Source organism: Streptomyces sp. NPDC025806, from assembly GCF_055558275.1.
The window spans coordinates 17,796-32,751 of the sequence record NZ_JBVHMU010000015.1; the positions used below are offsets into that span (position 1 = coordinate 17,796).

Annotated in this window: 10 protein-coding genes; 2 read left to right on the forward strand and 8 right to left on the reverse strand. The window is 73.2% G+C overall.

The features are described 5' to 3' along the window. Positions 1 to 156: 156 nt before the first annotated feature. From ACZ4E1_RS29075 to ACZ4E1_RS29110, 8 genes are all read right to left on the reverse strand, one after another. A complete protein-coding gene (locus tag ACZ4E1_RS29075; protein ID WP_467544850.1) occupies positions 157 to 1,086 on the reverse strand; it encodes a S66 peptidase family protein in 930 nt (309 codons plus the stop codon). After that, the gene (locus ACZ4E1_RS29080; protein WP_467545329.1) at positions 1,083 to 3,185 is read right to left on the reverse strand and encodes a prolyl oligopeptidase family serine peptidase; all 2,103 of its coding nucleotides are present in this window, start codon (positions 3,183 to 3,185) and stop codon (positions 1,083 to 1,085) included. The genes ACZ4E1_RS29075 and ACZ4E1_RS29080 overlap by 4 nt, the downstream gene beginning before the upstream one ends. Positions 3,186 to 3,277: 92 nt before the next feature. Beyond that, on the reverse strand, positions 3,278 to 4,627 hold the full coding sequence (locus ACZ4E1_RS29085; protein WP_467544853.1) for a M20/M25/M40 family metallo-hydrolase: 1,350 nt from the start codon (positions 4,625 to 4,627) through the stop codon (positions 3,278 to 3,280). Beyond that, positions 4,620 to 5,453, reverse strand: coding sequence for a M55 family metallopeptidase (locus tag ACZ4E1_RS29090; protein WP_188336037.1), 834 nt, complete (start codon positions 5,451 to 5,453; stop codon positions 4,620 to 4,622). The genes ACZ4E1_RS29085 and ACZ4E1_RS29090 overlap by 8 nt, the downstream gene beginning before the upstream one ends. A gap of 124 nt (positions 5,454 to 5,577) precedes the next feature. After that, positions 5,578 to 6,303 (reverse strand): class I SAM-dependent methyltransferase, encoded by a 726-nt coding sequence (locus ACZ4E1_RS29095; protein ID WP_467544857.1) that lies wholly within the window; start codon positions 6,301 to 6,303, stop codon positions 5,578 to 5,580. A 101-nt stretch (positions 6,304 to 6,404) separates the two neighbouring features. Beyond that, entirely contained in the window at positions 6,405 to 8,735 is a 2,331-nt protein-coding gene (locus tag ACZ4E1_RS29100) for an ATP-binding SpoIIE family protein phosphatase (RefSeq protein ID WP_467544860.1), read from the reverse strand. A gap of 250 nt (positions 8,736 to 8,985) precedes the next feature. Further along, positions 8,986 to 11,400: an MFS transporter gene (locus ACZ4E1_RS29105; protein WP_467544862.1), complete on the reverse strand. Its 2,415-nt coding sequence runs from the start codon at positions 11,398 to 11,400 to the stop codon at positions 8,986 to 8,988. Positions 11,401 to 11,598: 198 nt separating this feature from the next. Continuing rightward, positions 11,599 to 12,042 (reverse strand): SRPBCC family protein, encoded by a 444-nt coding sequence (locus ACZ4E1_RS29110; protein WP_467544864.1) that lies wholly within the window; start codon positions 12,040 to 12,042, stop codon positions 11,599 to 11,601. Positions 12,043 to 12,199: 157 nt separating this feature from the next. On the opposite strand from ACZ4E1_RS29110, the gene ACZ4E1_RS29115 reads away from it, so the two are divergent. Beyond that, positions 12,200 to 13,273: an Rv2578c family radical SAM protein gene (locus tag ACZ4E1_RS29115; protein WP_467544868.1), complete on the forward strand. Its 1,074-nt coding sequence runs from the start codon at positions 12,200 to 12,202 to the stop codon at positions 13,271 to 13,273. A gap of 108 nt (positions 13,274 to 13,381) precedes the next feature. Further along, entirely contained in the window at positions 13,382 to 14,956 is a 1,575-nt protein-coding gene (locus ACZ4E1_RS29120; protein ID WP_467544871.1) for an alpha/beta hydrolase, read from the forward strand.

Sequence of the window (14,956 nt, forward strand, 5' to 3'; positions counted from 1 at the left end):
GTGGTGGTGTGGCGTGGCGCCCCGGGGGGGGGGGGGGGGGGCCCCCCCCCGCCCGCCCCCGCCCCCCCCCCCCCCCCCCCCCCCCCCCCCCCCCCCCCCCCCCCCCCACCGGAGCCGCAGCCGCACACCAAGCGCACCCGGCAGACGAAGCCGCGCTCACCGCAACGCAGGCTCGGCCAGAGCCACCGTGCCGGACTCCGCGTCGAGAACGGCCCGCACCCCCAGAGGCACGGTCAAAGACCCCACCCCGTGCCCGAACCCGAAGTCGTCCACCACGGGAACCCCGAGCCCACCCAACCGGTCCACCAGAAGATCCCGCACCGGCTCGCACTCCGCCCAGGACCCGAGAACGAACCCGGCGGCCCCGTCGAACCACCCCGCCCGCGCCAACTGCGTCAGATACCGGTCGATCCGGTACGTCTCCTCCCCCACGTCCTCCAGACACACCAGCCCGCCCCGCGCGGAGTCCCGCACCGCCGGCGCCCCCAGCTCCGCCGCGAGCAGACTCAGGCACCCGCCGAGCAGCAGCCCCTCCGCGACCCCGGGCACGAGCACCCGGTGATCCGCGGCGGCGGCGATCGTGCGCACCGACTCCGGCTCGAACAGCGTGGCCCACAGATGCTTCTGCGCCCGGTCGTCCGTGGGAAAGTTCGCCGCCGCGATCATCGGCCCGTGCAGCGTCGACACCCCGAGCCGGACCGCGAACGCCTCGTGCAGCGCCGTGATGTCGCTGAACCCCAAGAACACCTTCGGCCTGGCCGCCCGCATCGACTCCCAGTCGAGGAGCTCGACCATGCGCTGCGCCCCGTATCCGCCGCGCGCGCAGAACACGGCGTCGATGCCGGGGTCGCACCAGGCCGCCTGGAGGTCGGCCGCGCGGCCCGCGTCGGAGCCGGCCAGGTAGTCGAACTCCGGGTGGGTGTCGAGGACATGGGCACCCACCACCGGCTCCAGGCCCCAGCCGCGCAGGATGTCGAGGCCCGCCGCGAGCCGCTCCCCGGGCACGGGCCCGCTCGGCGCGACGATCGCGACCCGGGCGCCGGGGGCGAGCCGCTCGGGGCGGACCAGGGACTCCGGCGATGTCACTTGTTCAGCTCCAGGGTCGGGATCCCGGTCGGGTGCAGGCCGAACACCTGGGCGTACAGGGAGAGTTCGGCCTCCAGCGCCCGCCGCATCGTGTCCGCCCTGCGGAACCCGTGGCCCTCTCCCTCGAAGGCGATGTACGCGTGCGGCACCCGCCGCCCCTCGCTCTCGACCCGCGCGAGGAAGCGCTCGCACTGCGCGGGCGGGCAGATCACGTCGTCGAGGCCCTGGAGCAGCAGGAACGGGACGGTGATCTGCTCGGGGTGCTCGGCCGGGGAGCGCTCGGCGTAGCGGGCGCCGACCTCGGCGAGCGGCCCGACGAGCGACTCCAGGTACCGGGACTCGAAGTCGTGGGTCTCGCCCTGGGCCCAGCCCGTGAGGTCCAGGATCGGGTAGATGACGGTGCCGCACGCGTACACGTCCGTGCTCGTCAGGGACGCCGCGCTGGTCCAGCCGCCGGCGCTGCCGCCGCGGATGGCGAGGCGGTCCCGGTCGGCGGTGCCCTCGTCGGCGAGCGCGAGGGCGACGGCGGCGCAGTCCTCCACGTCGACGACGCCCCACTGCTCGCGCAGCCGCTCGCGGTACTCCCGGCCGTAGCCGGTCGAGCCCCCGTAGTTGACCTCGGCGACGCCGATGCCGCGCGAGGTGAAGTAGGCGATCTCCAGGTCGAGGACGAGCGGGGCGTGCCCGGTGGGGCCGCCGTGCGCCCACACGACGTACGGCGGGAGTTCGTCGTCGGGGGCGGCGTGGGTGGGGCTGTGCGGCGGGTAGATGTGCGCGTGGACGTCCCGCCCGTCGGGCCCGGCGAAGGTGCGGATCTGCGGCTCGGGGTAGTACGCGGGGTCGACCGGGTCGTCGTGCGCGGCGCCGATGACGCGGGCCCGCCCGGTGCAGGTGTCGAGCTCGACGACCTCGGCGGCGGTGCGGGGGCTGGCGGCGACGCCGACGACGCGGGTGCCGTGCGCGGCGAGGGTCGAGCCCCACGCGGTCCAGGGTCCCGCCGTGTCGACGACCTCGCCGGTCTCCGGGTCGAGGATGCCGAGCGCGGTGGAGCCGACGCCGTGCACGACGGCGATCAGTCCGCCGGCGAGCGGCGTGAACCAGTTGAGGCCGATCTTCCACAGCGGCCCGCCGAACTCCTCCTCGCGCGGGCACAGCGGCCGGGCGGCGGCGAGCGTCGGCGTGGCGAGGGCCCCTTCGGGGGTGGTCGGTACGGACAGGGCGGGCGCCGGGCGCAGATCAACACCGCGCGGGGTGGCGCCGGACGGGGCCGGGACCTGCCATCCGGAGCGCAGGTCGAGCCGGTACAGGTTCCACCAGCCGTCGGCGTCGCCGGAGTACAGGAGTGCGCCGTCGGCGGCCCAGTCGGCCTGGCAGACGGATTCCTCCGGGCCGCCGGCGACCACCTGGGCGGGGCCGAAGGTGCCGTCCTCACGGACCTCGGCGACCAGCAGCTCGGTGCCGTCCCAGGGCATGCGCGGATGGTCCCAGGCGATCCACGCGGCGCGGCGGCCGTCCGGGGAGAGCCGGGCCCCGGTGACGAACCGGTGGGCGCCGTCGGTCAGTTCACGCACCGCGCCCCGGTCCTCGGCGGCCGATCCGTCGAGCGGGACGGCGGCGACGACGCGGCGCACGTCGCTCGGTCCCTCGCCCGTGAACTCCTCCAGGACGCACCACACCTCGCCCCGCTCGGGGTGGAGCACCGGATCGGCCCAGCGCAGGCCACCGCCGACGGCGGACACCGGGGTGAGCGGGCGCGGCTCGGCGTCCGGCGCGTCGGGCTCGTAGGCGTAGAGGCGCTGGTCGGTGAAGTGCACGAAGACGACGAGGGGGCCTTCGGGGCGGTCGGCGCCGGCCCAGGGGACGCCCCCGTACTCGATGACGCGGCTGCGCACGTTCCACGGCGCGGGCAGCACCGAGTGCTCCGTGCCGTCGGGCCTGCGGCGCACCAGGGCGCGGCGCCCGCCCTCGGCCGGCCGCGGTTCGGTCCACCACGCCTCGTCGCCGACGTAGCCCAAGTACTCCGGCCGGCCGTCGTGCGCGGCCGCCAGCGCGGCGTCGATCGGCGACGGCCACGATCCGTACGACTGGATCTCCACCATCTCGTCCCCGCCCCCCATGTGTCCTGAGGCCTCCATGTCCTTCGCGTCCGCCATCTTCGCCCAGTCCGTTCGCTTCTGTCTGCCTCGTGCGCTCAGGCCGTGCGCAGGAACCGGTCGAGGACGCGCACTCCGAAGTGCAGCGCCTCGACCGGAACCCGCTCGTCCACTCCGTGGAACAGGGCCTGGTAGTCGAATCCCTCGGGCAGCTTGAGCGGCGCGAAGCCGTAGCCCGTGATGCCGAGCCGGGAGAACTGCTTGGCGTCGGTGCCGCCCGACATGCAGTACGGGACGACGTGCCCCTCGGGGGCGAACTCCTCGACGGCGGCCCGCATCTTCGCGAAGGCCGGCGCGTCGACGGGCGCGTGGAGGGCGACCTCGCGGTGGTGGTACTCCCACTCGACGTCGGGCCCGGTCAGCGCGTCGAGCGTCGCCTTGAACTCGTCCTCGGTGCCCGGCAGATACCGACCGTCGACGTGCGCGGTGGCCTCGCCCGGAATCACGTTGATCTTGTAACCGGCGGACAGCATCGTCGGGTTGCTGCTGTTGCGGACGGTCGGCGCGACGAGGTCGGCGGCCGGTCCCAGCCGGGCGAGCAGCGCGTCCACGTCGAAGTCCGGTGCGTCGACGTCGGTGTCGATGCCGTACACCTCGGCCATCCCGGCGAGGGCGGCGCGGACGGTGGGCGTGAGCCGCACCGGCCACTGGTGGTCGCCGATCCGGGCGACGGCGGCGGCGAGCCGGCTCACCGCGTTGGCCGGATTGACCTTGGAGCCGTGGCCCGCCTTGCCGCGCGCGGTGAGCTTGAGCCAGCCTGTGCCGCGCTCGCCCGCCGCGATCGGGTAGAGCTGCCGGCCCGCGCCGTCGTGGAAGGTGAAGGCGCCGGACTCGCTGATGCCCTCGGTGCAGCCCTCGAACAGCCCGGCGTGCTCGTCGGCGAGGAAGCCGGAGCCGTCCTCCGCGCTGGCCTCCTCGTCGGCGGTGAAGGCGATGACGATGTCGCGCCGGGGCCGGAAGCCGACCCGCGCCCAGTTCCGCACCGTCGCGAGGATCATCGCGTCCATGTTCTTCATGTCGACGGCGCCGCGGCCCCAGACGACGCCGTCGCGCACCTCGCCGGAGAAGGGGTGCACGCTCCAGTCGGCGGCCTCGGCCGGGACGACGTCGAGGTGGCCGTGGACCAGGAGGGCGTCGGCGCCCGGGTCGGTGCCCTCGATGCGGGCGACGACATTGCCGCGCCCCGGGGTGCGCTCCAGGATCGTCGGCTCCAGACCCGCTTCGGACAGCAGCGCCGCCGCGTACTCGGCGGCCGGGCGCTCCTTGCAGTCGCCGCCGCCGCGGTTCGTGGTGTCGATGCGGATGAGGTCGGACGTGAAGGTGACGACCTCGTCCAGCGCCTGCTCGTCGACGGCGCCCGCCGGGGCCCTGGTGGGCTGCTCAGCCATACTGCTCCTCCACCGCGGCCGAGGCGATCGTGGTGACCGCCTTGAAGGTGCGGATGCCCTCGTACATGGTCTCGTGGGTGTAGGCGATGCGGCGCTCGCCGGTGCGCTCGACGCCGGGCACGACGGTCGACGCCATGGCGAGGTGCTCGGCGTCGAACTCGACCTCGACGGTGAACGGCCCCGCCTGCACCGGCTCGTGCCGCACGGCGATCGACGCGGCGTCCTTGGCGGCCGCCCGGATGTCGGCGGCGGTGCGGGCCGGGGTGCGGCACACGGCCGCGTACCGGGAGACGTGGTCCTTGACGGCGACCTTGCGGGCCTCCGGCGCGTACCCGAGCGCGTCGTCGCACGCGTGGTCGTCGCCGGTGACGAGAACGACGGGGACCCCGTACTCGGCGACCACGTGCGCGTTGAGCAGGCCCTCGCTCGCGCGCACGTCGTTGACCCAGACGCCCGTGATCTGGTTCGCCAGGTACGTGTGGGCGAGGACGCCCTCCATGCCGGCGCCCGCGTGATAGCCGATGAACGCGATGCCGTCGACGTCCCCGTGCTGGACGCCCTCCACCATGGACAGCGACTTGTGCCGCCCGGTGAGCATCTCGACGCGCTCGTCGAGGCGCTCCAGGAGCAGGTTGCGCATGCTCCAGTGGGCCTCGTTGATCAGCACCTCGTCGGCGCCGCCGTCGAAGAAGCCGAGCGCCGCCGCGTTCACGTCCGAGGTGAACATCGCGCGGCAGCGCTCCCACTGCGGCGTGCCCGGAAGCACGTCGGCGGGCCAGGTGACTCCCGTGGCGCCCTCCATGTCGGCGCTGATGAGGATCTTCATGGCCAGCACCGTACGCGGATCGGGCCGCCGCTCACCAGGCCTGTGGACAACCCCCAGTGGTGTAGTCCAATGTCCCACCCGGAAGGCCCAGTTCGCGCACGTCACAGCCCTGCGGCGAAAAGACTCAGGAGCGCCGCCCCACGACTGCCCATGTCGACGGCAGCTCCAGCCACGCGCCGTCCGCGGCGCGCTCGGTCGTGGTCAGCGGCAGTTCGCCGGCGGCGAGGACGTCCAGGCCCGCGGCGGCCATGTACTCGGGCACCGCCGCGTCGGACACCTCGCCGGGCGCGATGCCGTGCGCGAAGACGGGGGCCAGCTTCGGCGGCGGGCCCGACGGGGACTGGGCCAGCCCCTGCAGGATCGGCCGGGCCCGCTCGGACAGCTCGACGACGAAACCGCGGCCCCGCTCGCCGACGAGCGCCGCGACCGCGTCGACGAGCCGCTGCCGGTCGGCGGGGTCGCTCTGGTGCAGGACGCCGCGCATGTAGACGTTCACATCGCCCAGTTCGGCGTGCAACATGCCCACCTGGTCGTGGTCGGTGCCGTCGATGCGCCGGTACTCGGCCTGTTCGGCGCGGTCGGCGGCGCGGGCCCGGTCGACGGCGGCGGCGGACAGGTCGACGCCGACGACCTTGCGGTAGCGGTCGGCGAGGAAGCGGGTCTGTGTGCCGTTGCCGCAGCCGAGGTCGACCATGGGAAGCCCGGGTGACGCCAACCTCGGTTCGAACAGGGCGACATGGAGGGCGGCGGTCAGGGCGGGCTCGGCGTCCCAGAAGACGCCGCCCGGCTCGTCGGGCGCGTTCTCCCAGAAGCTCTCCCACGCATCCTTGTAGCGCTCCGTCACGCTCATGGGCCCTCCCGGTGGTACGCACAGCGCCGTCGGTCGACGTGTCCGATCGGTCTACCGTGCCCCGCGCCGTCCCACAAGCGGGCGTCGGCCGGGCACCCGGGTCAGCGTGCCGTCAGCTCGAACCAGACGGTCTTGCCGGTCGCGGTACGGCTCGTGCCCCACTCCCGCGCGAGGCGGGCGACGACCCGCAGACCGCGCCCGAACTCGTCGCCCGGACCGGCGTTGAGCAGCGTCGGCAGGGTGTGCTCGGTGTCCTCCACCTCGCACAGCAGGGTGCCGGACCGGATCAGGCGCAGCTGCACCGAGCCGCCCCGCGCGTGCCGCACCGCGTTGGTCACGAGCTCGCTCACCATCAGCTCGGCGGCATACTCGCAGCCCGACAGCCCCCACGCGGCGAGCCGCTCCCGGACCAGGGCGCGCGCCCGCGCCACCTGGGCGGGCTCGGCGGGCAGCTCCCAGTGCGCGACGTCCCCGCCCTCGATACCGGCCAGGCGGACCATGAGCAGCGCGACGTCGTCCTTGCGTCCGCCGCGCGTGGCCAGGGAGCGGATGATGGTGTCGCAGGCGTCGTCCATGGAGGCCGCCGGGTGCGCGGCGGACTCGCAGAGCGTCGCGAGCCCCACACCGATGTCCTCCCCGCGCACCTCGACCAGGCCGTCGGTGCACATCACGAGGCGGTCGCCGGGCGCGACGGGCACGGTCACCGACTCGAACGGGACGCCGCCCACGCCGATCGGCGCCCCCGTCGGCAGGGCGAGCAGCTCGCTGCGGCCGTCCTCCGCGCGCACCACGACGGGCGGGATGTGCCCCGCGTTGGCCAGGTGCAGCTCGCCCGCGATCGGGTCGTAGACGGCGTAGAGACAGGTCGCGAGGTAGGTGTCGCCGAGGCGGTGCGCCAGGTCGTCGAGGTTGCGCAGGAGCTGGGCGGGCGGCAGGTCGAGGGCGGCCATGGTCTGCACGGCGGTGCGCAACTGGCCCATCATCGCCGCCGAGTTGAGCCCGTGCCCCATCACGTCGCCGACCACGAGCGCGGTCCTGGCCCCCGGCAGCTTCACGGCGTCGAACCAGTCTCCGCCGACCCGCCCGAGCAGCGTGCCCGGCAGGTACCGGGTGGCGATGTCGCAGCCCGGCAGGCGGGGCGCGATCCGCGGCAGCATGCTGTCCTGCAGCGTCTCGGCCACCGACTCCTGGTACGTGTACATGCGGGCGTTGTCGAGCACGAGTCCGGCCCGCGCGGCGAGTTCGGCGCCGGTGACGCGGTCCATGTCGTTGAAGACCGGCCGCTCCCGGTGGCGCAGCAGGATCATGAACCCGAGGACCACGTTGCGCGCCTTGAGCGGGACGACGAGCATCGAGCGGTGCGTGATCAGCGGCCGGATGTCCCGCTTCTCGAACTGGCTCGCGATCGCGTTGCCCATCTCCTCGGAGATGTACGGGACGAGGACCGGATCCCCGCTGGTCATGCACTGGAAGAACGGCGTGTGCACGGGGAACGGCATGGACTCGCCGACCGGCACCACATCGTCCCAGCGCCCCGGTTCGTCGGTGTGCTCCAGGGCGACGCGGTGCCACAGCGTCGTCGCGTCGGGCGGCCCTTCGGGGAACCCCTCGCCGGCCACGACCTGCTCGCGCAGATAGGTGCCGGCCACGTCGGTGAAGCGGGGGACGACGGCACGGCTGACCTCGACGATGGTGCGGGACAGGTCGAGGGACGAACCGATGGCCCCGCTCACCTCGTTGAGAAACTCGAGGCGCTCGCGCACCGCCACGTACTCGAGGTCCTCGGCGTCGTCGAGGGGGCTGCGCGGGGAGGGCACTCCGGCCGCGGCGGCGCGGGCTGCTCGGGCGCGCCGCTCCTTGCGCTCGGTGCGGCGCGAGACGCCCCAGTCGGCGGTCACGGGCACGCGGTCGCGGTGGCTGAACTCCAGGACCGGATACCCCAGTTCGAGCACCTGGGCGACGATCCGGGCGCTCTCCCCGACGCTCATGCTCGGCAGGATCTCGGGCAGGGCGCGGGCCAGTTCGTCGGCGGCGGGGAAGTCGGTGTGCCGGGCGAACCCCGGGGCGAGCTGCTCGCTCACCGGCCCGGCACCGCCTTCCGCACCGGCCGCGTCCGCCGCGAGCACGAGCAGCCGTTCGGGCCCCGGTCCTGCCAGGGGGTACGCCCACCAGAGCACGTCGATCCGGTCCGGGTGCCCCGCGCCCGCGTCCAGCCGGGCCCGCCCGCAGGCCGGGTACGCGGCCCGCCCGTCCTGCGGCAGGGCGCCGCTCACGGGCAGCAGATCGGTGGCGGGGCGGCCGACGGCGTCCTCGCGGGCGGGACCGAACAGGCGGCGGGCGCCGGTGCTCCAGTGGGTGACGTCGCCGGTGTGGTCGATGACGACTACGGCGAGCGGAACGTGGCCCTGCGGGGCTTGACCCGTTCCATTCATCGCCGCGCTCCTTCTGTCCGGGTCGCCCTTCTTCAACGGTACGGGTGGGATGACGGGCCCGGGGCCCGGACGTCGAAATTCGTCCGCGGCTCTGGTGGGGCCTGGTCGCGCAGTTCCCCGCGCCCCTGATGAGGCTGCGCCTCATCGGGGAAATGCGACCCGAAGGGTCTGCATTTCAGGGGCGCGGGGAACTGCGCGAGAAGCCCCACCGGCCGTCAGCCGACGACGAACAGCCCGAAGTCACGGCGCGTCAGTCCTCGTGGCCGAGCTGGAGGTCCCGCTCGGTGCGCCCCCCGCCGGCAACCTGGAGCACGGTGGCCACCGGAGGGTAACCCGCCGCGATCACCGTGTACTCCCCGGAGGAGAGGTCGACGAACCGGAACGCCCCGTCCCCACCGGTGGTGAGCGTGTCGACGACGTTCCCGGCCGCGTCGAGCAGCGTCACCCGCGCGTCCTCGACCGGCCGCCCCCCGAGCGCCCGCACCGTCCCCCGGAGCACCGCCCCGCCCGCGAGCTCGACGTCCTGCCGGGTCTCCCGCGCGGCCATGACCGTGACGGGCAGCGCGGCGGGCCGGAACGCGGGCGCGCTGGCGGCCAGCGTGTACTCCCCGGCGACGAGTTCGGAGATGACGTAGCCGCCCTCGCGCCCGCTGCGGGTGGTCGCGACGACCTCCCCGTGGACGTTCGTCAGCGTGACGGTCGCCTCCCGGACGGGGGATCCGTCGGCCGTGACGACGGACCCCGCGAGCCGTCCCGCGCCGCCGAGGACCACGTCGAGCTCGACGGGCCGCTCCCCCACCGTGACGGTGACGGCCTGCGGCTGGTGGCCCCCGGCCGCGGCGATCAGCACGTACGAGCCGGAGCCGGGGGTCGAGAGGGCGTACCGCCCGTCGTCGCCGCTCGCGCCGCGCCCGATCTGGGTGCCGCCGACGTCGATGAGGGTGAGCGCGGCGCGCGGCACGACGGTGCCGTCGGGGTGCTGGACCGTGCCGCAGACCGGGATTCCGGCGGCGTGCGCGGCCCGCTCCTGGGCCGGGATCACGGGGTGCGCGGAGGAGGAGGTGGAGGCGGCGCTGGACAACAGAGGGGTCTCCTTGAGGAAGAAGGCGAGCAGCAGGCCGAGGACGAGGACCGGGACCAGGTAGAGGAAGATCCGGGGCATCGCGTCGGCGTACGCCTCGATGTACGGGGTGCGCAGCGCCGCGGGCATCGCGTGCACGAGCTGCGGGGTGATCGATTCGGCGTCGGGTCCGTGGCCGCCTGCGGGCAGCCGGTCGGCGAGGGAGTCGGCGAGCCGGTTCGCGAAGAGCGTGCCGAAGATGGCGGCGCCGACGCTGCCGCCGATCTGCCGGAAGTAGTTGTTGGCGCTGGTGGCGGTGCCGAGGTCGGTGGGCCGTACGGAGTTCTGCACGGCCAGGACGAGCACGGGCATGATCAGGCCGATGCCGGCGCCGAGGACGGCCATGTAGACGCTGTACTCCAGGCGCGGGGTGTCGACCTCCAGCCGGGAGAGCAGATACATGCCGAGCGTGGACAGGGCGCTGCCGAGGATCGGGTAGATCCGGTAGCGGCCGGTGCGGCTGATGAGCTGGCCGGAGAGGACGGAGGCGCCGACGACGCCGCCCATCATCGGGAGCATGAGGAGCCCGGACTCGGTGGCGCTGGCGCCGTCGACCATCTGGAGGAAGGTCGGCAGATAGCTGGCGGCGCCGAAGAGGGCGACGCCGACGACCATGCCGACGAGCCCGCTGAGGTTGAACACGGAGTCGCGGAACAGCCGCAGCGGGATGAGGGGTTCGGCCGCGTACTTCTCGGCGACGACGAAGAGCACGGCGCAGACGGCGGCGCCCGCGCCGAGTCCGACGATGACCCGGTCGCCCCACGCGTACTCGGTGCCGCCCCAACTGGTCAGCAGGACCAGGCAGGTGGAGGCGGCGGCGAGCAACAGGGCGCCCAGGACGTCGAGTCGGGCCTTCCTCGTCGGCTTGGGGAGCTTGAGGACGGCGGCCGTGACGGCGAGGGTGACCAGGCCGAAGGGCACGTTGATGTAGAAGCACCAGCGCCAGGACAGATGGTCGGTGAAGTAGCCGCCGAGCAGCGGTCCCGCGACGGAGGCGAGGCCGAACGCGGCGCCGATCAGGCCCATGTAGCGGCCTCGTTCGCGCGGCGGCACGATGTCGCCGATGATCGCCTGCACGCCGATCATGAGGCCGCCGGCGCCGACGCCCTGGACGGCGCGGAACGCGATGAGCTGGTCCATGCTCTCGGCCCGGCCCGCGAGGCCCGAGCCGATGACGAAGACGACGATCGCGAAGAGGAAGACGCCCTTGCGGCCGAAGAGGTCGCCGAGCTTTCCGTAGATCGGCAGACCGATCGTGGAGGTCAGCAGGTAGGCGGTGATCGCCCAGGACATCTTGTCGAGGCCGTGCAGCTCACCGACGATCTTCGGGAGCGCGGTGGCGACGATCATCTGCTCCAGCGCGGCGAGCAGCAGCGCGAGCATCAGACCGACGAAGACCATGCGCACCCGGCGCGGGCTCAGCCCGTGTCCGGGGAGCGGAGGCGGGGCGGCCTCCTGCGGCGGGTCGGCCGCGGTGACCGGCTCCGGGGCGGGGGCCGTCACCGGGCTCCCCACCGGCTCGGTCTCCAGCGTCGTCGTGCCCACCTGCCACTCCCCTCGTCGCCCTTGCGCCGCCCATTTCTCGCATTACGCGACAACGGGGGGCAAGCGCGACGAGATGCCGCTCAGGGGGCAGGCGGGGACGAATGCGCCGGTCGGAGCCCTACGGCGTACAACCGGCGCGAAACGAAAACCACTCGAAACGGTGAGCGGTGAATCGGTGCGCGAGGCGCGCCTGCCGGGTTACTTCTCCACCTCGGCGGCGAGCTTGGCGAGAACGGCGTCGTAGATGCGGCCGAGCCCCTTGGGCGCGAAGGTCTTCTCGAAGAAGCCGCCGATGCCGCCCGCACCGTTCCACACGGTCGTGACGACGACGCGGGACTTCCCCTCGCCGGCCGGGGTGACGCGCCAGGTCGTGACCATCGAGGAGTTGCGGTCCTTCTCGACGAGCTCGCCGTCGGTGGGCTCGGAGACCTCGAGCAGGCAGTCGCGGACGCGCTTGCTGGTGGCCTGGAGCTTCCAGTGGACGAGGGTGCCCTCACCGTCGCCGCCCTCGCGGACCTCGTACTCGCTGAAGTGCTCGGACAGCAGCTTCGGGCGGGTGCCGCTGTAGTCGGCGAGGGCGTCGAACACGTCGTCCGGCTTCGCGGCGACGACACGCTCCGTGATGGCCTCGACCTGCGCCATGACTCTTCCTCCAGCACTTGGTTCTTCAGGGGTCACCCCTTGACTGCGCCCAGCCAATCACCCGGCACTGCGGCCACCAAATCCGGCCCCGGAAAGGGTTCGCACGATCAAGGGAACATGTGTTCTATTCTGTGGCCAGTGCTAGCGAGGAGGCGTCATGCGCTGGGAGAACCTCACCGACCCGACGGGATCCACAGACCCCACGGGATCCATGGACGACGGGCGGACCGAACACGGCCGCGCGCCCGACGCCGCGCTGTTCGGCGCGGACGCGGTCACGACCCGCACGATCGACACCCCCGAGTTCGCCGGCGTCACGTTCCACGAGATCCGGGCCCGCTCGATCGTCAACCGGGTGCCGGGCGCCTCCCGGATGCCGTTCGAGTGGACGGTCAATCCGTACCGGGGCTGCACGCACGCGTGCGTGTACTGCTTCGCCCGCAACACCCACCGCTATCTCGACCTCGACACCGGCCTCGGCTTCGACAGCCAGATCGTGGTGAAGGTGAACGCGCCGACGCTGCTGCGCCACCACCTCGCCTCACGCCGCTGGCACGGCGACCACATCGCGATGGGCACCAACGTCGACTGCTACCAGCGCGCGGAGGGCCGCTACCGCCTGATGCCGGGCATCCTGGAGGCGCTGCGCGACTACGCGAACCCGTTCAGCATCCTGACGAAGGGCACGCTGATCCTGCGCGACCTGCCCCTGCTGCGGCAGGCCGCCGACGTGACCGACGTCGGGATCTCGGTGTCGGTCGGCTTCGTCGACCCGGAGCTGTGGCGCACGGTGGAGCCGGGCACGCCCGCGCCCGAGCGCCGGCTCGACGTCGTCCGGGCGCTCACCGACGCGGGGATCGGCTGCGGGGTCCTGATGGCCCCGGTGATCCCCTTCCTCGGTGACCGGCCCGAGCAACTGCGCGCCACGGTGCGGGCGGTCGCGCGGGCGGGCGCCACCTCCGTCACCCCGCTCGTGCTGCACCTGCGGCCCGGGGCCCGCGAGTGGTTCATGGCCTGGCTCGGCCGGCACCACCCGTATCTGGTGCGCCGCTACGAGCGGCTGTACGCGGAGGGCGCGTACGCCCCGAAGTGGTACCAGCGGCGGGTGACCCGTCAGGTGCACGAGCTGGCGGAGGAGTTCGGGATCGGGCCGTCCCGGGCGGCGCTGCGACGCCGGGTGCCGGAACCGGAGCCCGGGCCGCCGGCACCCACTCAGCTGACCCTCCTGTGACCGCAATCGGGTCAAATTCCCGCTGAACAGGTTCTGACGGGCCCCCACTCCGGGACGATCCGGCTGGGCCGTGGACTCGCGGTCCTCCCCTTCGCCCTGGGAGGCTCCATGAAGAAGCGCGCAGCCGCACTGTGCGGCGTCGCCGCCCTGGCCGCCGGTGCCGTCACCCCCGCCACCGCCGCCGCGGGCCCCGCGTCCGCCCCGTCCGCCGCCGCTTCCCCCACCTGGAAGAAGTGCGGCACCAAGAGCTACCCGGCCCTCCAGTGCGCCTCCCTGAAGGTGCCGCTGGACCACGACGACCCGCACGGACGGCAGATCACCCTCGCCCTGTCGCGCGTCCCGCACACCGCGAAGAAGTCGCAGGGCCCGCTCCTGGTGAATCCCGGCGGCCCCGGCGGCAGCGGCCTGACCCTCGCCGGATTCGTCGCCTCGAACCTGCCGAAGAAGATCGCCGCCCAGTACGACGTGATCGGCTTCGACCCGCGCGGCGTCGGCAAGAGCAAGCCGGCCCTGGACTGCAAGCCCGGGCACTTCGACCCGGTACGCCCCTCCAGCGTGCCGACGACGCAGGCGATCGAGACGGCGAACCTGAACCGGGCCCAGGCCTTCGCGCGCGCCTGCGGCGAGAAGTACGGGGACCTCCTGCCGTTCATGGACACCGTCTCCAGCGTCAAGGACATGGACGCGATCCGCCGCGCGCTCGGCGCCCCGAAGCTCAACTACTTCGGCTACTCGTACGGCACCTACCTGGGCGCCGTCTACGCCAAGTACTTCCCCGAGCGGGTGCGGCGCTTCGTGCTCGACTCGATCGTGGACCCGACCGGGGTCTGGTACCAGGACAACATGTCCCAGGATCTCGCCTTCAACGCCCGCCACCAGGCCTTCCTCGCCTGGGTGGCGCGGCACGACGCCACGTACCGGCTCGGCAAGGACCCGGCCGTGATCGAGGCGAAGTGGAACGCGATGCGGGACGCGCTGGCGAAGAAGCCGGCCGACGGCAAGGTCGGCGCCGGCGAGCTGGAGGACACCTTCCTGCCGGGCGGCTACTTCGACGGCTACTGGCCCTTCCTCGCCGAGGCCTTCGCCGCGTACGCGAAGAAGAAGGACACGGACCCGCTGGTCGAGGCGTACGAGAACTTCGCGGCGGTCGACGCCGAGGGCGACAACGGGTACAGCGTCTACACCGCGGTGCAGTGCCAGGACGCGCGGTGGCCGCGCAACTGGAACCGCTGGAGCGTCGACAACCGGCACATGAACGAGAAGGCGCCGTTCTCGACCTGGAACAACGCCTGGTACAACGCGCCGTGCGCCTTCTGGCCGACGCGCGCCGGGCACCCGACGAACGTCGTGAACCACGCGGTGCCGCCGGTGCTGCTGTTCCAGGCGACGGACGACGGGGCGACCCCGTACGAGGGCGGCGTCGAGATGCACCGGCGGCTCGCCGGTTCGAGCCTGGTCGTCGAGGAGGGCGGCGGCAACCACGGCATCACGCTCAGCGGCAACGACTGCCTCGACGACCACCTGTCCGCCTACCTGGCGACCGGGAAGGTCCCGCGGGGCGACGGCGGCGAGGCGGACGCGGTCTGCAAGAAGCTGCCCGACCCCAAGCCGCGCACCACGAAGGTGCTGCCCCGCTCCTCGGGCGGCACCGCGCTGCACGGGCTGCTCGGCTTCCGCGGCTGA